This is a genomic window from Sutcliffiella sp. FSL R7-0096 (genome assembly GCF_038595065.1).
Lineage (GTDB): Bacteria > Bacillota > Bacilli > Bacillales > Bacillaceae_I > Sutcliffiella_A.
In genome coordinates, this window is record NZ_CP152003.1 from 2,946,642 (window position 1) to 2,969,819 (window position 23,178).

Here is a 23,178-nt window from a genome sequence, read left to right on the forward strand (position 1 = left end):
TGTTCTAAAAACTGATGAGGTGATACTTATGAAATTAATCCAACACTCTTTTTACGTTATTCTAAAACTCTTGGCCGTTTCAGGTTTTGCCATTCTTTTTTACGTCATGATGACAGATAAGACAAGCAATGCCCCTATGTTCATGCTTAGCCTTATGACTTCCCTAAGCCTGATTGCAATTCCTGGTATGAAGAATATCATCAATAATCATGAAGAGTCTCATCATGAATCCTAATACTTCCTATGCTTCCAAGGAAACAGCACTCGAAATCGCAAGAAGATTGATTACCTATAAAGTTACCAATGACTTGGATATAATTAGTTCTGTTGTGGATGTTTGCAAAGAAGATGTGGTTGCCTATCTTAAAAGGCCAGACGCCCAAAACAAAAAAAGTCCTGCGCTCGAACACCACAGGACTGGATAATCAGTTGTTATTCTTTTTCTCTTCAACCGGATTTTCAGGAATAATAACTGGTGCTACTCCTCCACCACCGTTACCGCTTCCTTGGTAGTACATAGGGACTTTACCAGGGATAATTAAATCGCCTATCTTCACAGAATTATTAATTTCCATCGGTTGCTCTACCAATGGGATAATGATGTTCATTTTCACACTTACATTGACATAGATCTCAATGACCGTATTATTTATTCCTGTTTCAATAACTTTTGTTTCAACATTGGAGATAACATCCCCTAATATCTCAAAGCGAACCGGAATTTTTGGTCCAAGGTTTGAGAAAAGCGTCGTTTTGGTCGCCATCCCCAACGGGACATTATAGACGATACCGTTTTGCTTTTTTGATTCTTCATAATCTATATTTAAATCATTTTTATATGATTCCAGGCCTTCCAAATTACCTTCTTCTAAAAAATCCAAATATCTTTGTACTCTTAACGTGGTTTCGGAAATAACCCTATTTACAACTCTATGATTCGTACCAAAAGCCACGTGATCTGTTCCTTCGTTCAAAACAATAATCAATTCCTCGGGATTCAAACTATCTGCTATCTTTTTTGAAACCGCATCGTTTATGGCCTGCGTTGCAATCTGACGAGCCTTGGTTTCTGCTATACTTCTTAAACTTGGTTCCAAATTCTTATTAATGATAATCAAACTGAAAACAGTCAAAATGTTAAATAAAATAAATGTAATTAAAAAAACATACTTTAATGGCAGTGGCCCACTTTTCAAAAGGGAAGTCCGACGCATTCTCTTCATGGTTGCAATCCTCCTCCCCTTATATATATAAGTTTGTGGGACAGATTATTAATCATTTCTTTAATATTTAAAAATAAGAAAAAAACCTGCAAACCAATATGGTTTACAGATTAAAAATGTCCTAGTCCAAAAAATCCTTTTGAAAACTAGTTGTAATTTTAGCCTTTGACCCAACATCTGCAGTATTTTTATTCTTAATTCCCCTTTTTATAATACCTTTCCCAAATTTCTCTTCTAAGTCCTGAAGGGTTTTATGCAATGGTTCTTGTTTGGCATCTTCTTGGAATGTAAAGAGATCTAGCTGTTTGACGGAATCATCTTTTTCAACCAATTCTTGTGCTGTGACACCAAGTAATCGAACAGGTTCTCCATTCCAATGCTTTCTTAACAAAAACATAGCCGCCTCTTTAATTTGAGCTTCGGATTCTACTGGATTAGATAACTTTCTACTTCTTGTAACCGTATGGTGAATGCCATATCGTATCATCAGCTGAATGTTTTGACTAAGCACAGATTTTCTTTTCATTCGTGCACTTACTGATGCTGCAAGCTTCTCAATGGTTTTTTCAATCATCCGTTCATCATCCGTATCTTTGGGCAAAGTAGTGGAGTTCCCTATACTTTTAAACTCTGAAACACTATCTGGATCAACGGGGCGGTTGTCTACACCATTTGCTCTTTTCTTCAACCTCTCTCCATTAATACCGAGAAGATGTTTTAATTGATAGTCATTTCCGTTAGCAAGGTCACCTATGGTAGCAATATTTATCGTCTTAAGTTTTTCTGCAGTTTTAGATCCAACTCCATGCATCTCCCCCACATTGAATGGCCAAAGGATTTTTTGAAGTTCCCTTTTTCTTAAGATTGTAATTCCCATTGGCTTTTTCATATCTGAGGCCATTTTTGCCAGGAACTTATTTGGAGCGATCCCAATGCTACAGGGTAACAATAGTTCTTTTTGCAACCTTGTTTGAATTTCCTCCGCTATTTGCAAAGGAGATAAAGATCCCGAGTAATCCGTTACATCCATATATCCTTCATCAATGGAAACCGGTTCAACTAAATCTGTATATTGTCTTAACAGCTCAAACATTGCTTGAGAACTTTTTCTGTACCTATCAAAATTAGGCTTCCGCACAATAAGCTGGGGACATTTTTGCCTTGCTTCCCATAACGGCATCGTGGTTCTTACCCCAAAGGCCCTTGCTTCATAACTGCAGGTGACGATAATCCCCTTACGTTCTTCAACGTTTCCAGCAATAGCCACCGGTTTTCCTATAAGGGCTGGATCATAGGCCATCTCAACAGATGCGTAAAAGCTATTCATATCCACATGAAAAATAATTCGATGTCTTTTTGTGATTTTTTCACTCATACTATCCATCCTAAACTTTCTTGCCTATTTTATTTCTACTAATAACATAATATAAAACAATTCTCCGTTTATCTTTCTACCAGTTTTGATAAAAGGTTGCTTAACATTTGCAAATCATCCGTATCTAATGACACTTTTTCAAGAAATTTACTTGGAATGCATTCTACCTCTTGGTTAATTGCCTTACCTTTTTGGGTAAGAGTTATGACCACAACTCGTTCATCTTTTTTAGATCGGTTTCTGGTAATTAATTGATTTGTTTCCATCCGCTTAAGCATTGGAGTCAATGTACCAGAGTCAAGCATGAGCTTTTCACCTAACTCCTTCACAGAAAGGTCATCCTGTTCCCATAGTACCAATAGTACTAAGTATTGAGGATAAGTAATTCCAATTTCGTCTAAATAAGCTCTATATAGTTTGGTCATCTTTTTTTCTGCCGAGTAAATCTTAAAACACAATTGATTCTCTAACCTTAAGTTGCTCTCCATACCAATGTCTCCTTTAAATCTCAATAATACTATTGTACCTATCCAGTATCACTTAAACAAATATCTTTCGCACAACTTATTAATTGACTAAATAATTTATGCGCGTTATTATAGTGAAGAATTAGATTTTGCACAATATAATTTTACACAATTTAAAGGAGTGGAGTTTACATGGAAGCACTTTATACTGCAAAAGTTACAGCGTCAGGTGGTAGAGCAGGAAAAATACAAAGCGAAGATGGTACATTAGATTTAGTACTTGCTATGCCCAAGTCATTGGGAGGAACAGAAAAGGAAGGCGCAACGAACCCAGAACAACTATTTGCGGCAGGATATTCAGCTTGCTTTGACAGTGCTTTAAACCTGGTTGCACGACAAGCAAGGCAGAAAATTGAATCTGAAGTCATTGCAGAAGTTTCAATTGGTAAAGATACGGATGGAGGCTTCAAACTGGCGGTTGTGTTAAATGTGAACATAAGTGGCGTTTCACAAGCGGAAGCAGAAAAGCTTGTAGAACAGGCTCATTCTGTTTGCCCTTATTCAAAAGCGACACAAGGAAATATTGAGGTTGAATTAAAGACAAAAGCACAAGCTTAATGACTAAACAAGACCACCCGCGAGAAAGCGAGTGGTCTTGAATAATGGTTTTTTATGATTTTAGAGCGTAGCGGTTTCTACGGCACTCTTAATGTGTTGAATTTTCTCCAGACTACTAATTAAATTATCAGGTTCAATAATTGCAATTAACCGATTTTCAAGATTGACCATCCCACTAATATAAGGAGTTGACTGGAACGCTAAGAGACCTTTAATAGCTTCTTCGTTTACGTCTAAAATCTCTTTCGCATCTTCTACTAATAACCCTATCGAAAGTTCGGATGTTTTTACCACTATCAAACGTGTTTTATCATCTTTGAGGATGGGATCTGTAAATAATATTTGTTTAACATCCAATACAGGGATTAACTCTTCTCTCACTTTTGTTATCCCCTTTAGATAGCTTTCCATATCTGGCAAAGCATTGACTGCCCCCAATTTTTCTATGGAAACCACAAATTCTACCGGGATGCCATATTCTTCTCCATTTGCTTCAAAGATCACTAGTTTTTTGGATTCCATGACTTTTCTCCTATTCGCCCTTTTTATCTATTATAAAACAAGGTGCAAAAAAAAGCTTGGCAATTTCACCAAGCTTTCCCAATTTTTATTTTGCTACTTCCTTCATGATGCTTACAACAAGTTCTGTTGTTTTGATCAATTCTTCAATTGGCATTCTTTCATTTGTTGTGTGAATTTCCTCATATCCAACTGCAAGGTTTACCGTAGGAACACCAAAGCCTGCGATAACATTGGCATCACTACCGCCACCGCTGCGCTGTAGCTCAGGCGTTCTGCCGATTTCAGAAACGGCACGCTTCGCCACTTCCACCACATGATCACCATCAGCAAATTTGAAGCCTGGATACATAACGTCAACTATTACTTCTGCCCGGCCACCCATATCAGCTGCAACTGTTTCAAATGCATCCTTCATTTTTGCTACTTGCGCTTCCATTTTTTCAGGAACTAAAGAACGAGCTTCTGCTAAAATGTCTACACGATCACAAACGATGTTCGTCGGTCCGCCGCCTTCAAAACGTCCGATGTTAGCAGTCGTTTCTTCATCAATACGGCCTAAAGGCATTTTTGCGATGGACTTAGCAGCAATCGTAATTGCCGATACGCCTTTTTCCGGAGCAACTCCTGCATGAGCGGTTTTACCGTAAATGGTTGCCTTCACTTTTGCTTGTGTTGGCGCTGCTACGATGATGTTTCCAACTGTCCCGTCGCTATCAAGAGCAAAGCCGAATTTTGCTGTTACTAAAGCTGGATCTAGAGCTTTTGCTCCTACAAGGCCTGATTCTTCTCCAACTGTGATAACAAACTCGATTTTTCCATGTTCGATATTGTGTTCTTTTAGTACTTTTACCGCTTCAAGCATTGCAGCAAGCCCAGCTTTGTCATCTGCTCCAAGGATTGTCGTTCCATCAGTTACAATGTAGCCGTCTTTTATGGATGGTTTGATTCCCTTACCTGGAACAACTGTATCCATATGGGACGTGAAATATATGGTATCTACACCATCTTTCGTCCCTTCTAATGTACAGATAAGATTCCCTGCACCATGACCTGTCTCATTCATGGTATCATCTTCTACTACTTGTACACCAAGCGCGGTGAATTTCTCTTTTAACACTTTGCAAATTTCTGCTTCAAATTTTGTTTCTGAGTCCACCTGGACAAGCTCTAAAAACTCTTCGACAAGTCTGTCTCTGTTAATCATATGTATGTTCCTCCTACTACTTATTGAATCCCATCCTATTATAACCTATTCAAGCGATTATTTCCTTGATTCCCCCACTAATTATGGCAAAGCATTGGTATCAAACTCTTGTATAGGTCTTCTATGTTCATCATATCGCTCCGTAAAAGTGTTACTTGTATATTCCTTGATTGTTTTTCTCCAAAAAGCCTGTGCAGGATAGTTATTTTCAATTTGAAATACCTGCCATTTACCAGGGAACATGGAAAACAGCTGTTGAGAGGCTATTGTTCCCAGCCCTTTTCCATGAAACTTTCTCAAGACAAAGAACTCTTCAATAACACTTGGAGCATCTCCGTGTCCCTCTTCCACCAAGGCAAAACCTGAGAGTTCTTCTCCTGATTTAACAAAAAATGCATGGTACTCTTGGTCATTCCAATACTTATCCAAATCAAATGGCTTATACTTCCCATCTGTTTCTAATATAATTTGTTTATTAAATCTTGTGAATTCGTAAATATAGAATTGTATAAGATTATGAAGGGCCTCTTCTTCACTTTGCTTCACTTTTACTAGATGGACCAAGTCATCCTCCCCCTTTTTAGTTTGGCTCCGTTTAGCACCGCTGTTGATTTCCGCACTAGGCTTCGCTTTCCTAGGGGCTCTCCCCTAAACGCTATCTCCCTCAGGAGTCTTAGCCTATTGCTCCAAACAACAGCTAGGTTGCTGCAAAAATCAACAGTATGCTTTAATAAGCCTATAGTTAAAAAAGATAGCAGGCTTTATCAACCTACTATCTCTCCTCATGAATTATAGTGGGATGTTCCCGTGTTTTTTATATGGTCTTGTTTCCTTTTTATTGCGGAGCATTTCCAATGATTGAATCAATTTAATCCTTGTCTCTCTCGGATCAATCACGTCATCTACCATCCCTTGACTTGCTGCAACATATGGGTTGGCAAACTTTTCACGATACTCCTCAATCTTCTGGGCGCGTGTCTCTTCCGGATTAGCGCTCTCATTGATTTCACGGGCAAAGATGATGTTTGCTGCTCCTTGAGGACCCATTACTGCGATTTCGGCATTCGGCCATGCAAATACAAGATCGGCACCAATGGATTTACTGTTTAGGGCTACATAGGCGCCCCCATATGCTTTACGCAAAATCACGGTCAGCTTTGGCACAGTCGCTTCCGAATAAGCGTATAGGATCTTGGCACCATGACGGATGATCCCGCCATGCTCCTGTTTAACACCCGGGAAGAATCCAGTAACATCCTCGAACGTAATCAACGGGATATTGAAAGAGTCACAGAATCGTATAAACCTGGATGCTTTATCGGATGAATCGATATCGAGGCCGCCAGCCATGACTTTTGGCTGATTACAAACAAGTCCTACTACTTCTCCCTTCAACCTTGCCAATCCAACTACGATATTCTTCGCAAAATCCTTATGAACTTCCATGAACGAACCTTCATCCACCACCTGGTTGATGACAATTCGAACATCATATGGTCTGATTGCGTCAAACGGGATGGCATCCGCTAAATCCGGACGGTAGTCATCACCTTGTTCACAAGAAATTCTTTCCGGCTTCTCTTCATTGTTTTGTGGAAGGTAGCTTAGCAAATTTCGCACCTGTGCCAATACCTCTTCCTCTGAAGAACTGGAGAAATGGGCATTACCGCTAATCGCGTTATGTACTTTTGCACCACCGAGGCCTTCTGAACTGATTTTCTCCCCTGTTACCGTTTCAATTACCTTTGGCCCTGTGATAAACATTTGACTGGTCTTTTCCACCATGAATACGAAATCAGTAATTGCCGGAGAGTATACAGCTCCGCCTGCACATGGTCCCATAATGACTGATATCTGTGGAATCACCCCTGAATAGATAGAGTTTCTATAAAAAATATGTCCATATCCATCTAATGAAAGAACACCTTCCTGAATCCGCGCTCCACCGGAATCATTCAAGCCGACAATCGGTGCACCATTTTTCGCTGCCATATCCATGACATTGGCGATTTTCTTTGCATGCATTTCCCCTAGGGCTCCACCAAATACAGTGAAGTCTTGAGAAAATAGATAGATTGGTTTCCCGTTCACTTTTCCATATCCTGTGACGACACCATCTCCAGGACCTTTCTTTCCTTGCAGTCCAAAGTCATTGCAACGGTGCTCGATAAATGGATTAAGCTCTACAAAAGTCCCTTCATCTACAAGAAGTTCAATGCGCTCTCTTGCGGTCAGTTTCCCTTTTTCATGTTGCTTGTCAATCCGGTCGTCTCCACCGCCAAGTTCTACTTCCCGACGTTTGTCATAAAGCTCATTTATTTTTTCATAGATATCAATTGTCATGGTGTTTCGCCGCCTTTTCGCAGAATTCTACCAGTACGCCATTGCTTGCTTTTGGATGCATGAAAGCGATATTCGCTCCACCAGCACCGACACGGGAATTCTTGTCAATCATCGGGATTCCCTTCTCAATCATTTCTTGTATTCTTTCTTCTATTGACTCTACACTTAGTGCTACATGGTGAATTCCTTCCCCACGCTTTTCAATAAACTTGGCAACCGGACTATCAGGAGAGGTAGGTTCCAACAACTCAAGCTTGCAATTCCCCGCATCTATAAATGCTACCCTTACCCTTTGCTCCGCTACATGTTCGACGGCTTCAAAAGTCAACCCCAGTGTCTCTGTATAAAATGGAAGCGCTGTCTCTATTGAGCTTACAGCAATCCCAATATGATTTACATTTTTAATCATGCCAATCCCCCTTGTTGTATGTCCCCTAACTATGACTCTATAACATTTCGACTTATTGTGCAAAATTCCTTCCTTTTTCGTCTAGAATCCTAACTTGAGAAAGAATTGAAATCCATGTAAAATAGGGATAGTAGAATAAATGGGGAGTGAATGAACTCAAATGATGAACCGCAAATTCCAAAAAGTTGTCGTATATTTAATGATTGGCGTCATGCTAATTACGACACTATTAGCTGGAGCTTCCATGTTTTTCTAATAGATTAAAAAGGAAAACGAGCCAAGTTTATACCTGGCTCGTTTTTTTTCATTGTATTTAAGTGTAAAGGTCAATTAGGAAATCAATATTAAGCATAAAAACAATGAACACCACACTCATTAACAAAGTGATGATATATTCTTTTGATTCTTTGATATAGACGTATTGAAGTATTGCTTGGAAACTAAACAGAACCGTAAACAATATCATAAATAAGTATTTTAATTGTATAACCCCATTGTCAAGAAGTGGTGGGAAGGCCACAAAAATTATAACAGCGCAAAGGACCCTTCCAAACACATCTAATTTCTTTGCTTTGGGGTCCGTCAGTTTAACACGTTTAATATTCAGTGCCTTTCTTACTACCACATCAACCAGCATAAGCACGATAACAACTGTCATCATCAACCATACAAAGGTCATTTTCACCCCTCCTCCTCTCCTATAAAACTTTTCTGAATTGAGAGATTAGTATCAAAAGAATTACTTCCATCACAAATAGAAAAATTACAACAGCTATTATCGGGAGCACCAAAATCTCCTCATAAACAACTATAAACGGGGAAGCTACAAATTAGCAGCAAAGCATAAAGGGTTAACCTGAACCTCGCCTTTTGTGCAATCTCAAATACCCCTTTACTTTGAGCTGTTTTTATTAGTCTTGAAATGACAAAATAAATATGTATCATGCATGGTAATCCCCCATTAAGAACCTATGTCTTAATATACGTAATGTGGTTCCCAGGGTTTCATTTATTTTTATAATTGGCTCTGTTAAAGCAACTGTTGATTTTTGCAGCAACCTAGCTGTTGATTGGAGCCATAGGCGAAGACTCCTCGAAAATGCTGCCGCATTTTCTTCGTGCGATGTATTGCTGCCGAAGCCTTCCTTGTCCTGAGGGAGATAGCGTTTAGGGGAGACCCCGCAGGTCAAGCCATGGAGGCTCCCCAAACGCCCCTAGGAAAGCGAAGCTTAGTGCTGAAATCAACAGTGGTGTCTAACAGAGCCTTCTAATTAAAAAACCGAACCAATATGGTCCGGCTAACATTAGAAACCTAGCATTCTTGGAATAAATAAAACAGCGTCCGCCCAATACGTGATAATCATCAGTATGAGAATACCCATTATCAGAAATGGGGTTGTGGCCTTTATCAGCTTTTCGATTTTCACTTCCGCAATAGAAGAGACAACAAACAATCCAGTTCCAACAGGGGGTGTCAATAGTCCAATGGTCAATGATGACACCGAAGTGAATAGGATCTATCCCAAATGCAACAACAAGCGGCATTAATACAGGAATCAAAATAATTAATGCTGCAATACCGTCTAAAACCGCTCCAAGCAATAGAAGCATCAAATTAACCATCAATAAGAAAACAAGCGGGTTTTCTGAAATGCTTAGCATGCCATCGGCTACAAGTTGAGGTATTTGTTCAAAGGCAATCATCCAGCCAAAGATGTTTGCCATCGCAATAAGAAACGTTACGGTGGCTGTACTTATCACCGTATTCATCAATAGCTTTGGAATGTTCTTCAGTTTCAATTCCTTGTAGAGGAACATACCAACTATCAGCGCAACGAAACATGCGACCGCAGCCGATTCCGTCGGGGTAAAAGCACCGCTTAAAATACCGAAGATAATGATAAATGGAACACTTAATGCAGGTATGACATACAACCCATGCCGTACAATTTCTCTAATCGACGCTCGTTCACTTTTGGGAAAATTGTACTTATAACCCATAAAGGCAATGAGACCAATAAACCCTAATCCATAAATGATTCCGGGAATTATCCCTGCCATAAATAATCCACCTATGGAGGTGCCAGAGAGAGTTCCATAAATAATGAATATCATACTTGGAGGAATGATGGGGGCGACAATGGAGGAAGCAAGGGTGAGCGCGGAGGAAAACTCTCTTTTGTACCCTTCTCTTTCCATTTCCGGGACCATGACTTTACTCATCATCGCAGCTTGAGCATTTGCTGAACCTAATATGGATGCAATAAACATATTAGATATGATCGTCACATATGCTAGGCCGCCTCTCACGTGACCAATTAATGTTTTAGAGAACTTCACAAGTCTTGTCGTGATTCCACCGCTATTCATCAATTCCCCTGCGAGCATGAAGAGTGGAATCGCCAATAGACCGAAATTTTCGAGTCCAGAATATAAACGCATAGGTGTGGATTGAAGCAGCACCGGACTTCCTACAAGTAAGAAGTACAAAACAGTTGTCATTCCAAGGACGAGAGAGATCGGGATACCGATAAGTAAAAATATAAAAAACAAGACAATTACCAGTATCGTCAATTAACTTCCCCCTCTCTTAAAACAACTAGAAAATTAGTCAAAATATGAAACGCTGCACAAGTAAGACCAATTGGGACTGCGCTATATGGTATCCACATGGGTAAAAGAATACCACTAGATCTCTGCAAAGCTACATTGGATGATAGTATCCAAGTGTAGGTATAATATAAAATGATCAGAAGAAATAACAACATACATAGATGGCCAATCAGGATTAATGCCTTCTTTATATTTATCGGCACATACTCCAAGAATATCGAAACAGAAGCTTGGGACTTATATTTCAGTCCCAAGCTACCTCCAATAAAGCTGATCCAGATTAATAGAAAGATAGATACTTCCCCGGCCCATGACAGGGGGGAGTTCAGGAAGTATCGGAAGGCAACTGATAATGTAATGATAACCGCCATGCACAACATTAAGAATGCACCGAGAAATTTCTCGACTTTGGCTATTCCGTCACTGATTCTCATCATTCTCGTGACTTCCCCCTTCAAATCCTATTTTCTATACGTTTCAATAAACTCTTTAATTAGAGGGTCTGCTTCTTTGTATTTCGCATCAAACTCTGCAATCTGGTCTGCAAATGCATCCGCAGGTATATCATAGATTTTCATACCGTTGTCACTTAACGTTTGCCTGAACTCCTCCTCTTGGCCAGAGCGGGTGTTTACTGCAAAGTCGGTGGCCACTGTCAATGCATCACGAATTAACTTTTGGTCAGCTTCAGACATTCCCTCAAATGTGGCTTTATTCACTATGGCAACGGATGGCCAAACCATATGGTTGGTAACAGCTCCATATTCTACGACTTCAAAGTATTTATTGGTGATTGCAGCATCCAAATCCATGTCCATACCATCGATTACACCTGTTTGAACGGCTGCATAAACTTCTGGAAGTGGCAATCCTTCAGGTGACGCTCCTGCTGAACGATAAAAGTCTTGCATCGGCGGACTCGGTGTCACACGTAATTTCAATCCTGCCATGTCTTGCGGGGAAGTCACTTCCTTGTCTTTAAATAGCATGACACGTTGACCGGCAAACAGATATTCCAGTCCAACTAGACCTTGCTCATCCAATGTAGCCAAAATCTTTTTAGAAACATCAGAGGTTCTAGCTTCATGTGCGGCATTGATGTCTTCAAAGGCATATGGCATAAACCATGCGGCAAAAGAAGGAGAGCGGGAACTCATATAAGCTGCGGTGATTAATCCAAAGTCTACGGATCCTGCCTCAATTTGTTGAACCATATCTGCTTCTGTACCAAGCTGGCTTGCTGGATAGATTTCCACTTTCATTCTTCCATCGGATTTGCTTTCCAGTTCTTCTGCAAATTTCTCAGCAGCCTGATGCCACATATGGTTGGTTGGGGTAATATGTGCTAATTTAAATGAATAAGTCTTCCCTGATTCATTACCGCTAGCTTCGTTTCCTCCACATGCTGCCAGTAACAATACCAATGACATGGCCATGATCATGACTATATTTCTTTTCACCTTTTCCATCGTTCTCCCCCTTTATTTTCCTTTAGACTTAAACTAAACGGGCCAACCCAGTAAGGAGAAAGCTTGTTTGTTTTCTCCTCTGCTGACCAACTCTCTTATCCTTGTGGATGAAATGACTTTTCCATTTGAACAGAATACAGGCTCGATAACTTTTACTTTAAAAAATTGCTTTAATAGGGATATGTCCCCAGTACGATTTTTTCCGAAACGAAAATCTTTACCTACCACAATTTCTACAGGATTTAATTGTTGAAGTTCATACATGAATTGAAACGCAGTTTGTTGCAAATATTTTTGATCGAATGTAGCAACAATACAATGATCCAACCCTAGTTCTTGCATCCTCCTTATCTTTTCGTGTATAGGAGAAAGCGTTCGGGCACTTTGTAAGAATGTTCGAGGCGGCGGATCAAATGTGTAAACGACACTTGGTACCTTTAGCCTGCGCCCCTTTTGAGCAATTTCCTTGATAAGTGTTTGATGCCCTCTATGTACACCATCAAAGGCCCCAATCGTCACAATGGATCTTGGTAAGCTGACTTTTCCTGCCCCATGAATCAACAATTTGCTTCCCTCTTTCTAAGTTGCTCTACCTTTCACTTTGTGCCTTTGTAGTACCGCCGGTTCCCCAATTTTCTTTAGGTATCTCCATGAGCAACACCCTAACTTGTTCCGGAGTGGTTCCGAGAGTTTGGGTGATGGCTTGAGTGACATTTTGAATCAATTCTTGTTTTTGTTCGACGCTTCTACCTTCCAACAAATGGATGTGAGTAATTGGCATATAGCTTCTCCTCTACAACTCGACGTTCAACTTCATTGTTCCTAAATGATCGTAGTGAACCTCTATTACATCCCCGTTGTAGACATTGATTGCTTCTGTAATTCCACCAGCAAGAACCACCATTCCCGGATGGACGGAAAGCCCTTCCCGATGTAGCATTTTCACCAATTCCACAATAGACTTCACAGGATGATCCAATACTGCCGCTCCCACTCCGGATTGTACCGTCTCACCATTTCTAGTCATGGTCACCCCGACCTTATCCCAAGAGGTGAAATAAGGGGAAAAAGCTTGATTTCCTAAAATGAACTTGCATGATGATGCATTGTCAGCCACAACATCCTCCAAAGTGAAGGAGAAGTTACGATACCTGCTATCAATGACCTCTAATGCAGGGAAGATGCATTCAGTTGCCATCCATACATCACGAACTGTAATTTGCTCTCCTTTAAGTTCTTTGTTGAGGATAAACGCAAACTCAGGCTCCACTCTCGGATGAATGAGATTGCCAATTTGCAAGGTAGGTTCCGTCAATTCCATGGAGGAAGTTAATCTACCATAAATGGCCTCCTCCACCCCCACCGACAATTGTTTTGCCTTACTGGTCAATCCCATTTTCCAGCCGATTAATCTGTCTCCACTTTTTATTGCATGATCCATGCTCAGTTTTTGAATTTCATAAGCATGCTCCACATTCATTTCCGGATGAGTGAGAGTGATTTTATCCATCTCTTGTCCATTTTTTTGGTGATCTGCCACATGTTTTGCAATTTGAAGTAAGTCCAATATAGATCCTCCTCTTAAACCTTTACGGTCTTTTTGGCCATCTCAGCAGCAATATCGACAATCATATCTTCTTGTCCACCAACTACTTTTCGTCTTCCTAATTCTATTAATATATCTTTTGCATCTACCTTAAACTGGGTTGCCGCTTTGTTGGCATGAACCAAGAAACTAGAGTAAACGCCTGCATATCCAAGTAGCAGGCCTTCCCTCGTAATTTCTTGGGGTTTCTGCAGAATAGGGGCTACAACCTCCTCCGCCACATCCATCATTTTATATACATCAATACCAGTTTGAATATTTAGCCTGTCAAGCACAGATACCAACACTTCTGTCTGTGTATTTCCAGCTCCTGCCCCAAGGCATCGGATGCTACCATCTATTCTGGTTGCCCCTTGTTCTATTGCAACTAAGGAATTGGCAACAGCTAATGAGAGGTTGTTGTGGGCATGGAACCCAATTGGTATATCCAAGCTGTTGCGCAAACAATGAACTCTTTCTTTAACTTGATGTGGTAAAAGAGCCCCCGCAGAATCAACTACATAAACCACATCCGCTCCATAGCTTTCCATCAAGCTTGCCTGCTCGAGCAATTTCTCTGTTGGTGCCATATGGGACATCATCAGAAAACCAACGGCTTCTAAACCAAGCTCCTTTGCAAAAGAAATATGTTGCTTTGACACATCCGCTTCTGTTACATGGGTAGCAATTCGGGCTATTTTTGCACCACGGCTTGCCGCTTCTTTTAAATGCTGAACTGTCCCTATGCCAGGAAGCAACAAAACGGCTATTTTTGCTTTGGTAACAACTTCCGTTGCGGCGCTGATCAGTTCCATTTCATTGGTATGTGACAATCCATATTGAAGGGAAGATCCTCCAAGTCCATCTCCATGGGACACTTCAATAACAGGGACATCCGCCTCATCCAAGGCTTTGGCGACATTTTTCACTTGATCAATGGTAAATTGATGACTGATGGCATGACTCCCATCCCTTAGGGCAACCTCTGTAATCCATACATCACGTCTCAACCTTTTGCCCTCCCCTCTCTTATGTAGCTTTAACTGTTTTTGTTCTTTTTCCTACCAATCTACTTGCTTTTTCTTCTCCTACTTTAACTGCAGCTGCAGTCATGATATCCAGATTACCTGAGTAATCTGGTAGGTAATCCCCCGCTCCCTTCACTTCTATGAAAATACTGACCTTATCTCCATCGAATATCGGTTCAGTGCGAAGTTTATATCCAGGTACATAACCTTGAATTTCTTCTACACGTCTAGCTATGGCCGAACTTATTTGTTCTTCTTTTCCTTTCAAGTTTCGCACTTGGCAGTAAACAGTATCTCTCATTAGTATTGGTGGTTCTGCAGGATTAAGAATGATGATGGCCTTTCCATTCTTAGCACCGCCTATTTTTTCAATCGCACGCGCTGTAGTGGTAGTAAATTCATCAATATTCATACGTGTCCCGGGACCAGCACTTTTGCTTGCAATGGTTGCAACGATTTCCGCATACTCCAGTTGACATACCTTACTGACAGCATGAATAATTGGTATGGTTGCCTGTCCACCACAAGTAACCATGTTCACAACAGGTTCATTTATATGCTCCATCAGGTTTACTGTCGGAACGACAAATGGACCGATAGCTGCCGGAGTTAGGTCGATTAGATGTTTTCCCGTTTTTTTCAATGCCTCTGCATGCCTGTAATGTGCTTTGGCAGAAGTTGCATCAAAAAGTATGTCTGCAAGTTCCGGCTTTTCTAGAAAACCATCCACTCCATTCATGATGATGGTATGTCCATATGCCTTTGCACGTCTGAGGCCATCTGAATGAGGATCTATACCAATCATCGCAGTCAGTTCAAGTGACTTGGAACGGTGAAGTTTAAGCATTAGATCTGTACCGATGTTTCCTGAACCTATTATCGCTACTTTTACTTTTTCCATTCTTACTCCTCCTTTCTTTTTTCGGCTCTGATATAAGCAGCTGTTGCATTGCGCAAAAGGCTATGCTTATCCAGAGGGCGACCTTGAGCCTCCTCACAACGCTTGCGGGTCTCAAGATTGTCGCTACTCTCCCGCTGGAGTCTACGCCTTTAGTTCCGATCAACAGCTAGAAATCTTAATATTATTTAAAACTGACTTTCACTTCTCCGAGTGTTTGAAATTTGGCCAAGAATTCATCGCCCTCTTCTGCGTTTGCTGCCGCGGATAAAGCACCTGAGAGGATTACTTCATTAGCTTTTAGTGTAATTCCAAACTCGGATAGTTTATTAGCAAGCCAAGCGACACAATAGGCGGGATCTCCTAAAGCCGCTTTACCGATCCCTTCATTGATTGGTTGTTCATTCTTATAAAAGGACATCTTCTCTTCCTTAAGATCTAGTTGATGTGGAGACAATTTTTTTTCACCTAGTACGTAAAGACCCGAAGAAGCATTATCCGCTATCGTGTCACAAAGTTTAATTTTCCAACCTGCTACCCGACTGTCAACAATCTCCAATGCAGCAACTACATATTCTGTAGCATCCATTACATCCTCAACCGTCACATTGGGTCCAGTCAGATCCTTTTTTAAAAAGAATGCTATTTCTCCTTCCACTTTCGGTTCGAGAAGCTGCTGGCGAGAAATAACCCCACCATTACCCACTTCCATCGATTGAAGGAGATGACCATAGTCAGGTTCGTTTACCCCTAGAAGCTGTTGCATGGCCAGTGAAGTAAGTCCGATTTTCTTTCCACTGATTTTTTCCCCGTTTTGTAGCTTAATCTGTATATTATCCAATTGAATATTGTATGCTTCTTTCACTGTTAAGTCAGGGTTCATGTCGGTCAAAGGAGAGACACCTATTCTTGATTTTTCAGCGTTCATCAGCAGGTCTGATAACTTTCTCGTTTGAATGGTCATTTTCAGGAACTCCTTTCTGGCATTAAAGTTTTACCGTAACATTCGACAATTCACTATAAAAGTCAAAGCTATGCATGCCGCCTTCCCTGCCAATTCCGCTTTGCTTCATCCCACCGAATGGAGTCCTTAAGTCTCTTAAATACCAAGTGTTGATCCAGATGATTCCCGCTTCGATCTCCCTTGCAACACGATGTGCGCGGCGAAGGTCATTTGTCCAAATCGTCGCACCTAGCCCATAATGTGTATCATTTGCCTGCTCCAAAACCTCTTCTTCTGTTTCAAACGGGATAACAGTGACGACAGGCCCGAAAATTTCTTCTTTGACACACCTTGCATGTCGATCTAGACCAACGACAATAGTCGGTTCAATGAAATACCCTTTATCAACAGACTCCGGTCGGCCTCCACCTGTTAAAATGGTCCCACCTTCTTCTTTTGCTATTTCAATATAGGTGAGGACTCGTTCATAGTGTTCTTTACTGATAACCGCACCTACTTTTGTTGCAGGATTAAAAGGATCCCCGGTTTGTAGTTCTTTGGTTCTGGCAGTGAACTTTTCAAGAAACGACTCATAAATAGAACTCTCCACATAAATTCTTGAACCGCAAAGACATACTTCCCCTTGGTTCATGAAACTCGATTTGAGCGTTGTATCAATGACCTCATCCAGGTTGGAGTCTGCAAAAATGATATTCGGGTTTTTCCCCCCGAGCTCATAGGATAACTTTTTAAGCGTAGGAGCTGCCGCTTTCATGATGGCGGAACCTGTTTTTGTTTCTCCTGTAAAAGTTATCGCATCCACACCAGGATGCTCGGTTAACGCAGACCCTGCTGAATCGGCTCCAAAACCATGAACGAGATTGATTACCCCATCCGGCACTCCTGCATTCTTGCAAATTTCCACCAGAACAGTGGCTGTCATTGGAGACCATTCAGCAGGTTTCATGACCGCAGTATTCCCTGCCGCTAGACATGGAGCCAATTTCCAAGTCAATAAGAGTAAAGGGAGATTCCAAGGATTGATCATCCCAACGACTCCCACAGGTCTTCTAATAGAATAATGGAGCGCAACATTATCTTGTTGGTAGGACTCCCCGCCCATTGATGTTAAAAAATCAGCAAAAAAGTAAAAATTGTAGGCAGATCTGGTTATGTCCATTTCTAGAGCCAATTCGTAAGGCTTACCTGTATCCATGGACTCCAAGACAGCCAATTCTTCTTTTCTTTGTAATATTCCATCTCCAATTCTTCGTAATAAATCAGATCGCTCCTTGGTCGTATACTTTTTCCATGGACCCTTTAACGCTTTTCTTGCGGCCTTAACAGCCCTATCAATTTCCTCTTTCCCACCTTCTGCAACATTTCCGATCACTTCTTCTGTTGCAGGATTTATATTATGAAAGGTTTTCAAATTAATAGAATCGATGTAATCGCCGTCGATAAAGTGGCGACAATCTATCGGCTTGATTTTTTTAGCAACACTTTCTTTTACTTGCATCAGACAACCCACCCTTTCCAAAAGACTTTTTTCGTAAACTTTGTTGCTGCTTCGCATACTCAAACTAGCCGTTATTTTACTTGCTGTCGTGCTCTTTTCTCTGATTACAAAGAATACCCCTTGTGATCTCCAGAGTATGTAAGCAGTGAAAAGTCCAATTGCCGACTTTTCTCGTGCAAAGTCCAATTACCGACTTTTCTCGTGCAAAGTCCAATTGCCGACTTTTTACAAGTGAATAGTAACAACCTTTGAGAAAAGAGCTTTCCAAAATGAAGACTCCCCCTCATCCAAGAGAGAGAAGGAGTCGTTACTCTGCAATCTCAACAATCAGTTCTATTTCGATAGCCGTATTGTTTGGCAGCTGTGCCATGCCTACTGCAGAACGGGCATGTCTTCCTCTATCACCGAATACCTCAACAAGCAGGTCAGACGCACCGTTCATCACTTTGGGCTGATCCGTAAAGTCTTCTGTACTATTGACGAACCCTAGCATTTTGACCACCTTTACCACTCTACTCAATTCGCCTAATTCATGCTTCAGGACACTTAGCAAATTAAGCATCGACTGGCGGGATGCAAGATACCCTTCTTCAATGGTAAAATCCCTGCCCAATTTTCCATGATATTGGTCCACCCCCTGGCCAGCGGTGAAAATCAGGTTGCCCACTCTTACATGACTGACATAGTTACCGACTGAAGGACGGACATCTCTTAACTCAAGACCTAATTGTTTCAGCTTTTCCTCTGGAGTCATCAGCTTTTGTTCCATAGTCGGTCTCCTTTATATTCAAAAATTCCAAAGCATTCTTCCCTAACAACAGATTTTTGTCCGATTCAGACAAGCCCTCCATCTGATCTATCACTTTTCCCGGTGCAATTTCCCGTAAAAGGAATGGATAATCAGACCCCATAATCACTTTATCGATACCGAATCGTTCAATCAGATATTTCATGGTTAGTGAATCATAGTTTAAAGAGTCGAAATAAAACTTTTTGGCATAATGACTAGGAGGATGTGTAGTAAGCCTGAGATGTGGCCATACCTCCCACCCTTTATCCAAGCGCGGTAGTATATATGGGAAAGAACCTCCGCCATGAGCAAAACAGATTCTAAGGTTTGGGAACTTCTCCATTACCCCGCTCCAAATCAAACTTGCGGCAGCAAGAGCTGTCTCACTTGGCATTCCGATTGTGTACATAAAATTATGTCTTGGGGTACGGTCTTTCGCCATCGTTTCCCAAGGGTGAATAAAGAGAGGCACCTTCCACTCTTCTGCCATTTTAAAGAACTCTGTCAAATGCGGGGAATCCAGATTCTCTCCATTTACATTTGTTCCAATTTCTATACCCGCAAGTTTAAGGTCATGCATACACCTATCCATTTCCTGAATGGCAACCACCGTATCTTGAAGCGGTACAGTACCAAGACCAATGAATCTGTTAGGATATTCTTTTACTGTATCCGCGATAAAATCATTTTGAAGTTGTGCCATTTCAAGCGCCGCCTCTTTGTCAGCCCAATAAGAAAATGTCACGGGAATGGGAGAGAGTACTTGGATATCCACACCCTCTCTATCCATGTCCTGAATTCGTTTATGCGGACACCATACTTGATCGGTCACTTCACGAAAGACCTTTCCTGCAACCATGATGTTTGCTCCACATGTACAAGTCTGATGCAGTGTCGGCCAACGGTCACCACCATGTTTTTCTGCAAAATCAGGAAACTCCTTTGGAATGATGTGAGTATGGAAATCTATTCGCATTTCCACACATCTACTTCCTCTGGCATTACATGGCCGCAATGGTCACATGTGCGCAGTTCTTCGCTTCCATTGAACTCCTCTATCGCTCCCTTTACCTGTGTTTCAATATTGGTCAATTGAACCGTCACCCGGTGCATTTCCTCATTACAGTTATCACAGAACCAAACAAAGTCCTCTAGTTCCCCTTTGTCCCGTTTTCTTTCTAAAACAATTCCGTACGTATCCGCCACACGGTGCGGGGAATGGGGAACATTTGCCGGTAGCATAAACATTTCCCCTTCCTTGACCGTTACCACTTCACGTTCTCCATTATCATTGATGCATTCTACGTAGCAGTCCCCCTTAACCTGATAAAAGAATTCGTCCGATGGATCAACATGGAAATCCCTTCTTCTATTTGGTCCGCCAAGTAGCATCGCAATAAATTCAGAATCCTCCCAAAGAACTTTGTTATTAACCGGCGGCTTTAATAGATGTTTATTGTCCTCTATCACTTTCATAATGTTCATGGATCTCGTTTTCAATGCCATAGCTAATTCCTCCTCATTATTTTGTAAGCGCTGTCAAATTGCGCTAATATAACCAAGCTCTTTTGATATTTGCCTGGATGTCCGCAAAACACTTTGAATGATGGCCTGCTTTTGCTGCCCCTGCATATAGGAAATGGGACCGACCATATTCAGTGCGGCCACAGTTTGCCCTGTATAAGAATGAATCGGAGCAGCAATTCCGTATAACCCCAATTCATTTTCATTATTACTGATGGCATACCCCTGTTCTCTTATTTCTTCAAGCTCTTTTTTTAACTTCTTCACACATGTAATAGTATTTGGCGCTCTTTGCAACAGGCCTTTGGAAATAGTAGGCTGGATGAATGATGGATTGAAAGACAATAATATCTTTCCTGTACTTGTACAATATGCAGGCTTTCTGGCACCGACAAAAGTAGGAACAGGTACTGAATTTTTGGCTGAAACCTTCAGGACAAACCTTACTTCTCCAGCATCAAACATACCGATATGGACCGTTCCATTGTATTGTCGGACAAGGTCCTCCACAATGGGAATCGCTTCGCTGTAAATTTCCTGCTGGTACATGACATGATTGCTCCACTCAAGCAACTTCCAGCCGAGCCGATACTTTTTTCTGCTGTCCTGTATTAGAATTCCTTCATGGCATAGTGTACTGACAATATGATGCACCGTACTTACATTCATCCCCAATTTCTCTGCAATCTCCTGGTTACCCAAAACCGGCTCATTCCCTGTAAAACAGTCCAATATCTTTGCAACTTTCAGCACAGAGGATATCATGTCTTCGCCCCTTTTTCATCAAAGTTCCACAATAAGTGTCAGAATATATGTAATATTCTAATATTTATACAAAGAACGCCAATTTCCTCTAATTATATGAGATTTATTTCTGTTTTTTCTGTATTCTTAAGAGCTTGTTCAGCCATGTCGAATTTATTTTTCCGTTTATATTGATTGTAAAAAATCGCTCTTTTTCTGATTGGATCTCCCGTATAGTAGCGCTCATATTGTAGCAGTCGTTGTCCGAATGCTTCTCCGCAAAGGTCCCACGCCAACTTAAATATTCGAACACGTTCTTCTGCTGAAACCCCTTCCCTTCCACCAAAATACTTGTCCAGATCAGGACGCAATTCCGAATTTTCGAAGTCGGCACCAGTAGGGGACATTAACAGGCCACCAGCCCCAATAATTTGCATCACTTCAATTGCCCGAGGATACATTTTCGGTAAGAGACCTCTGATTGTTTCAAGAGGTGCCGGCGCCGGACGATATTCTCCATCCTTTGTCACTTCATACTCATATTCAGACACACGTAATAATGCTCGTATTGTTTCCACTGCCTGAACCAGCTCGCCAAGATCATTTTGCACATTCAAAAATCCGTCTACTCCGATGGAATCAGCCACTTTACACGCGACCTCCGTTGCAAAGGCCAGCTTCACATACCCTCTGACACCAGATTGATGGGCTGGTTGCTGAGCAATTCCTGTCATTGGATATAAGGAATTGGCCGCTTCCACATTGTTATACATGAACACCCTGTCCCACGGCACCAATACATCATCAAACGCAAGGATGGCATCCATTTCTTCGTACCTCGAGGCCAATGGATGATCAAATACGGACCGCTTTCCATCTTGCATAGGTTCCCTGCAGATAATCCGTAAACCAGGTGTATCGATAGGAATCGCGAAGGCCAATGCATAACGCTCATCTCCAGCTTGAAAGCCCGGGAAGGAGTAGATGATTACTTCGTCTGTAATAGGAGCCAATGTTGCCAACATTTTAGCACCTCTGACAACTAACCCACCCTTTGATTCTTTTACAGTCCCTAAGTGGGTAAACAAATCCTTTTGTTCATAGGAAGCTTTACTTCTATCATTTTGTGGATTTATAATGGCGTGTGTTAAGAACAGATCATTATCCCTGATATGGCGGTAATAGTTTCTTATATTTACGGACCAATCCGGGTTATATTTATCCAAGAACCAGGAGTTGCTTGCCATGGAGGTGACCACTACATTCAAGAAATCAGGGGTTCTTCCCATCAGGCCGAATGTAGCTCTTGCATATGCTTCAAATAGTCTGCTGCGGGCCATAAGATCTTCCTGCGACCTTGGAACAAGGAACGCATTGTTTACCCGCTCCCCTGTCTCTTCACAAACATGCGTAATTTTGTCCTGGTACTCTGGATCAAACTGGAGATCATAAAGTTTGGCAATTTCATGAATCGGCTGTTTGAATACATCTTCATTATACAAATCCTCCACTTTTCTTCCCCCAAGCCACACTTCGGGCTTTCTGGATTTCAAAGCGTTAATGTATTGCTCACCTGTCCTAATTCCCATCACGTTTCCCCCTTTTATGTATAAGTCAATTATTTGTAATCGCTTTCAAAAATAGTTATGTTACTTTCCGATGAAGTTCTCACCTCCAGTGAAACTTTCTTTTTATACTATAGGTCTTATGATTTATCAAAACAATCTAAAAATTTCAAATAGTGAAATTTAATTACTTTTTTTGACGAAAACTGTTTTCAGACTTTTTAATATAAAGGCTCTGTTAAACACCGCTGTTGATTTCCGCACCGGGCTTCGCGTTCCGCGGGGCTTTTGTGGAGCGGCTTTGCCTGCGGGGTCTCCGCTAACCGCTACCTCCCGCCG

Annotated in this window: 27 protein-coding genes and 1 pseudogene; 4 read left to right on the forward strand and 24 right to left on the reverse strand. The window is 41.2% G+C overall.

Annotation, left to right across the window (positions count from 1 at the left end; all coding sequences use genetic code 11):
- Positions 1–28: 28 nt before the first annotated feature.
- On the forward strand, positions 29–235 hold the full coding sequence (locus tag MKY77_RS15135; protein ID WP_339146673.1) for a hypothetical protein: 207 nt from the start codon (positions 29–31) through the stop codon (positions 233–235).
- The gene (locus tag MKY77_RS15140) at positions 225–425 is read left to right on the forward strand and encodes a hypothetical protein (protein ID WP_339146674.1); all 201 of its coding nucleotides are present in this window, start codon (positions 225–227) and stop codon (positions 423–425) included. Before MKY77_RS15135 ends, MKY77_RS15140 begins: the two co-directional genes overlap by 11 nt.
- On the opposite strand, the gene yunB is transcribed toward MKY77_RS15140, so the two are convergent.
- The 3 genes from yunB to MKY77_RS15155 all read right to left on the reverse strand — a co-directional run bounded on the left by yunB (position 426) and on the right by MKY77_RS15155 (position 3,023).
- Positions 426–1,223, reverse strand: a complete 798-nt coding sequence (yunB, locus tag MKY77_RS15145; RefSeq protein WP_339146675.1) for a sporulation protein YunB — start codon at positions 1,221–1,223, stop codon at positions 426–428.
- A gap of 121 nt (positions 1,224–1,344) precedes the next feature.
- Positions 1,345–2,598 carry a DNA polymerase IV gene (locus MKY77_RS15150; RefSeq protein WP_339146676.1) on the reverse strand — a complete coding sequence of 418 codons (1,254 nt, stop codon included), beginning with the start codon at positions 2,596–2,598 and terminating at the stop codon, positions 1,345–1,347.
- Positions 2,599–2,666: 68 nt separating this feature from the next.
- Positions 2,667–3,023 (reverse strand): MarR family transcriptional regulator, encoded by a 357-nt coding sequence (locus MKY77_RS15155; protein ID WP_342515374.1) that lies wholly within the window; start codon positions 3,021–3,023, stop codon positions 2,667–2,669.
- 234 nt (positions 3,024–3,257) lie between these two features.
- Between MKY77_RS15155 and MKY77_RS15160 the strand changes: the two genes are divergently transcribed.
- The gene (locus tag MKY77_RS15160) at positions 3,258–3,683 is read left to right on the forward strand and encodes an organic hydroperoxide resistance protein (protein WP_339146678.1); all 426 of its coding nucleotides are present in this window, start codon (positions 3,258–3,260) and stop codon (positions 3,681–3,683) included.
- Between the two features lie 60 nt (positions 3,684–3,743).
- Here the strand turns inward: MKY77_RS15160 and MKY77_RS15165 are convergent, their stop codons facing one another.
- The 5 genes from MKY77_RS15165 to mce form a co-directional block, all read right to left on the reverse strand.
- Positions 3,744–4,205: a chemotaxis protein CheW gene (locus MKY77_RS15165; RefSeq protein ID WP_339146679.1), complete on the reverse strand. Its 462-nt coding sequence runs from the start codon at positions 4,203–4,205 to the stop codon at positions 3,744–3,746.
- An 85-nt stretch (positions 4,206–4,290) separates the two neighbouring features.
- Entirely contained in the window at positions 4,291–5,409 is a 1,119-nt protein-coding gene (locus MKY77_RS15170) for a tripeptidase T (RefSeq protein ID WP_339146680.1), read from the reverse strand.
- 81 nt (positions 5,410–5,490) lie between these two features.
- A complete protein-coding gene (locus MKY77_RS15175) occupies positions 5,491–5,973 on the reverse strand; it encodes a GNAT family N-acetyltransferase (protein WP_339146681.1) in 483 nt (160 codons plus the stop codon).
- Positions 5,974–6,198: 225 nt separating this feature from the next.
- Entirely contained in the window at positions 6,199–7,752 is a 1,554-nt protein-coding gene (locus MKY77_RS15180) for an acyl-CoA carboxylase subunit beta (protein ID WP_339146682.1), read from the reverse strand.
- Positions 7,742–8,161, reverse strand: coding sequence for a methylmalonyl-CoA epimerase (mce, locus tag MKY77_RS15185; protein WP_339146683.1), 420 nt, complete (start codon positions 8,159–8,161; stop codon positions 7,742–7,744). Before mce ends, MKY77_RS15180 begins: the two co-directional genes overlap by 11 nt.
- Positions 8,162–8,321: 160 nt before the next feature.
- On the opposite strand from mce, the gene prli42 reads away from it, so the two are divergent.
- The gene (prli42, locus tag MKY77_RS15190) at positions 8,322–8,417 is read left to right on the forward strand and encodes a stressosome-associated protein Prli42 (protein WP_010194162.1); all 96 of its coding nucleotides are present in this window, start codon (positions 8,322–8,324) and stop codon (positions 8,415–8,417) included.
- A 57-nt stretch (positions 8,418–8,474) separates the two neighbouring features.
- Here the strand turns inward: prli42 and MKY77_RS15195 are convergent, their stop codons facing one another.
- The 16 genes and pseudogenes from MKY77_RS15195 to MKY77_RS15270 all read right to left on the reverse strand — a co-directional run bounded on the left by MKY77_RS15195 (position 8,475) and on the right by MKY77_RS15270 (position 22,863).
- Positions 8,475–8,840: a DUF4181 domain-containing protein gene (locus MKY77_RS15195; protein ID WP_339146684.1), complete on the reverse strand. Its 366-nt coding sequence runs from the start codon at positions 8,838–8,840 to the stop codon at positions 8,475–8,477.
- A gap of 625 nt (positions 8,841–9,465) precedes the next feature.
- Positions 9,466–10,663, reverse strand: a pseudogene (locus MKY77_RS15200) (TRAP transporter large permease).
- Between the two features lie 68 nt (positions 10,664–10,731).
- A complete protein-coding gene (locus MKY77_RS15205; protein ID WP_339146685.1) occupies positions 10,732–11,211 on the reverse strand; it encodes a TRAP transporter small permease in 480 nt (159 codons plus the stop codon).
- A gap of 24 nt (positions 11,212–11,235) precedes the next feature.
- Positions 11,236–12,243 carry a TRAP transporter substrate-binding protein gene (locus MKY77_RS15210; RefSeq protein ID WP_339146686.1) on the reverse strand — a complete coding sequence of 336 codons (1,008 nt, stop codon included), beginning with the start codon at positions 12,241–12,243 and terminating at the stop codon, positions 11,236–11,238.
- Positions 12,244–12,276: 33 nt separating this feature from the next.
- Positions 12,277–12,807: an FAD synthetase family protein gene (locus tag MKY77_RS15215; protein WP_339146687.1), complete on the reverse strand. Its 531-nt coding sequence runs from the start codon at positions 12,805–12,807 to the stop codon at positions 12,277–12,279.
- Between the two features lie 25 nt (positions 12,808–12,832).
- Positions 12,833–13,024, reverse strand: a complete 192-nt coding sequence (locus MKY77_RS15220) for a 2-hydroxymuconate tautomerase (protein ID WP_339146688.1) — start codon at positions 13,022–13,024, stop codon at positions 12,833–12,835.
- Positions 13,025–13,036: 12 nt separating this feature from the next.
- On the reverse strand, positions 13,037–13,810 hold the full coding sequence (locus MKY77_RS15225; protein ID WP_339146689.1) for a fumarylacetoacetate hydrolase family protein: 774 nt from the start codon (positions 13,808–13,810) through the stop codon (positions 13,037–13,039).
- Between the two features lie 14 nt (positions 13,811–13,824).
- A complete protein-coding gene (dmpG, locus tag MKY77_RS15230) occupies positions 13,825–14,838 on the reverse strand; it encodes a 4-hydroxy-2-oxovalerate aldolase (protein ID WP_339146690.1) in 1,014 nt (337 codons plus the stop codon).
- Positions 14,839–14,857: 19 nt separating this feature from the next.
- Entirely contained in the window at positions 14,858–15,757 is a 900-nt protein-coding gene (locus tag MKY77_RS15235) for an acetaldehyde dehydrogenase (acetylating) (RefSeq protein ID WP_339146691.1), read from the reverse strand.
- A 181-nt stretch (positions 15,758–15,938) separates the two neighbouring features.
- Positions 15,939–16,718 carry a fumarylacetoacetate hydrolase family protein gene (locus MKY77_RS15240; protein ID WP_339146692.1) on the reverse strand — a complete coding sequence of 260 codons (780 nt, stop codon included), beginning with the start codon at positions 16,716–16,718 and terminating at the stop codon, positions 15,939–15,941.
- 22 nt (positions 16,719–16,740) lie between these two features.
- Positions 16,741–18,216 (reverse strand): aldehyde dehydrogenase, encoded by a 1,476-nt coding sequence (locus MKY77_RS15245; RefSeq protein ID WP_339146693.1) that lies wholly within the window; start codon positions 18,214–18,216, stop codon positions 16,741–16,743.
- Between the two features lie 307 nt (positions 18,217–18,523).
- Complete coding sequence (locus MKY77_RS15250; protein WP_339146694.1) at positions 18,524–18,985, reverse strand: RidA family protein; 462 nt, start codon at positions 18,983–18,985, stop codon at positions 18,524–18,526.
- The gene (locus tag MKY77_RS15255; protein WP_339149833.1) at positions 18,933–19,982 is read right to left on the reverse strand and encodes an amidohydrolase family protein; all 1,050 of its coding nucleotides are present in this window, start codon (positions 19,980–19,982) and stop codon (positions 18,933–18,935) included. The genes MKY77_RS15250 and MKY77_RS15255 overlap by 53 nt, the downstream gene beginning before the upstream one ends.
- Complete coding sequence (locus MKY77_RS15260; protein WP_339146695.1) at positions 19,973–20,512, reverse strand: 3-hydroxyanthranilate 3,4-dioxygenase; 540 nt, start codon at positions 20,510–20,512, stop codon at positions 19,973–19,975. The genes MKY77_RS15255 and MKY77_RS15260 overlap by 10 nt, the downstream gene beginning before the upstream one ends.
- A 33-nt stretch (positions 20,513–20,545) precedes the next feature.
- Complete coding sequence (locus MKY77_RS15265; protein WP_339146696.1) at positions 20,546–21,295, reverse strand: IclR family transcriptional regulator; 750 nt, start codon at positions 21,293–21,295, stop codon at positions 20,546–20,548.
- A 92-nt stretch (positions 21,296–21,387) separates the two neighbouring features.
- Positions 21,388–22,863, reverse strand: coding sequence for a 4-hydroxyphenylacetate 3-hydroxylase N-terminal domain-containing protein (locus MKY77_RS15270; RefSeq protein WP_339146697.1), 1,476 nt, complete (start codon positions 22,861–22,863; stop codon positions 21,388–21,390).
- Between the last annotated feature and the right edge of the window lie 315 nt (positions 22,864–23,178).

Bases quoted from the DNA above. Each gene is read 5' to 3' on its own strand.
- MKY77_RS15245 (WP_339146693.1), bottom strand. From the start codon at position 18,216: ATGCAAGTAAAAGAAAGTGTTGCTAAAAAAATCAAGCCGATAGATTGT.
- prli42 (WP_010194162.1), top strand. From the start codon at position 8,322: ATGATGAACCGCAAATTCCAAAAAGTTGTCGTATATTTAATGATTGGC.
- mce (WP_339146683.1), bottom strand. From the start codon at position 8,161: ATGATTAAAAATGTAAATCATATTGGGATTGCTGTAAGCTCAATAGAG.
- MKY77_RS15210 (WP_339146686.1), bottom strand. From the start codon at position 12,243: ATGGAAAAGGTGAAAAGAAATATAGTCATGATCATGGCCATGTCATTG.
- MKY77_RS15265 (WP_339146696.1), bottom strand. From the start codon at position 21,295: ATGATATCCTCTGTGCTGAAAGTTGCAAAGATATTGGACTGTTTTACA.
- MKY77_RS15205 (WP_339146685.1), bottom strand. From the start codon at position 11,211: ATGATGAGAATCAGTGACGGAATAGCCAAAGTCGAGAAATTTCTCGGT.
- MKY77_RS15255 (WP_339149833.1), bottom strand. From the start codon at position 19,982: ATGCGAATAGATTTCCATACTCACATCATTCCAAAGGAGTTTCCTGAT.
- MKY77_RS15220 (WP_339146688.1), bottom strand. From the start codon at position 13,024: ATGCCAATTACTCACATCCATTTGTTGGAAGGTAGAAGCGTCGAACAA.
- MKY77_RS15165 (WP_339146679.1), bottom strand. From the start codon at position 4,205: ATGGAATCCAAAAAACTAGTGATCTTTGAAGCAAATGGAGAAGAATAT.
- MKY77_RS15180 (WP_339146682.1), bottom strand. From the start codon at position 7,752: ATGACAATTGATATCTATGAAAAAATAAATGAGCTTTATGACAAACGT.
- MKY77_RS15135 (WP_339146673.1), top strand. From the start codon at position 29: ATGAAATTAATCCAACACTCTTTTTACGTTATTCTAAAACTCTTGGCC.
- MKY77_RS15170 (WP_339146680.1), bottom strand. From the start codon at position 5,409: ATGATTAACAGAGACAGACTTGTCGAAGAGTTTTTAGAGCTTGTCCAG.
- MKY77_RS15250 (WP_339146694.1), bottom strand. From the start codon at position 18,985: ATGGAACAAAAGCTGATGACTCCAGAGGAAAAGCTGAAACAATTAGGT.
- MKY77_RS15235 (WP_339146691.1), bottom strand. From the start codon at position 15,757: ATGGAAAAAGTAAAAGTAGCGATAATAGGTTCAGGAAACATCGGTACA.
- MKY77_RS15270 (WP_339146697.1), bottom strand. From the start codon at position 22,863: ATGGGAATTAGGACAGGTGAGCAATACATTAACGCTTTGAAATCCAGA.
- yunB (WP_339146675.1), bottom strand. From the start codon at position 1,223: ATGAAGAGAATGCGTCGGACTTCCCTTTTGAAAAGTGGGCCACTGCCA.
- MKY77_RS15260 (WP_339146695.1), bottom strand. From the start codon at position 20,512: ATGGCATTGAAAACGAGATCCATGAACATTATGAAAGTGATAGAGGAC.
- MKY77_RS15240 (WP_339146692.1), bottom strand. From the start codon at position 16,718: ATGACCATTCAAACGAGAAAGTTATCAGACCTGCTGATGAACGCTGAA.
- MKY77_RS15195 (WP_339146684.1), bottom strand. From the start codon at position 8,840: ATGACCTTTGTATGGTTGATGATGACAGTTGTTATCGTGCTTATGCTG.
- MKY77_RS15150 (WP_339146676.1), bottom strand. From the start codon at position 2,598: ATGAGTGAAAAAATCACAAAAAGACATCGAATTATTTTTCATGTGGAT.
- MKY77_RS15155 (WP_342515374.1), bottom strand. From the start codon at position 3,023: ATGACCAAACTATATAGAGCTTATTTAGACGAAATTGGAATTACTTAT.
- MKY77_RS15140 (WP_339146674.1), top strand. From the start codon at position 225: ATGAATCCTAATACTTCCTATGCTTCCAAGGAAACAGCACTCGAAATC.
- MKY77_RS15160 (WP_339146678.1), top strand. From the start codon at position 3,258: ATGGAAGCACTTTATACTGCAAAAGTTACAGCGTCAGGTGGTAGAGCA.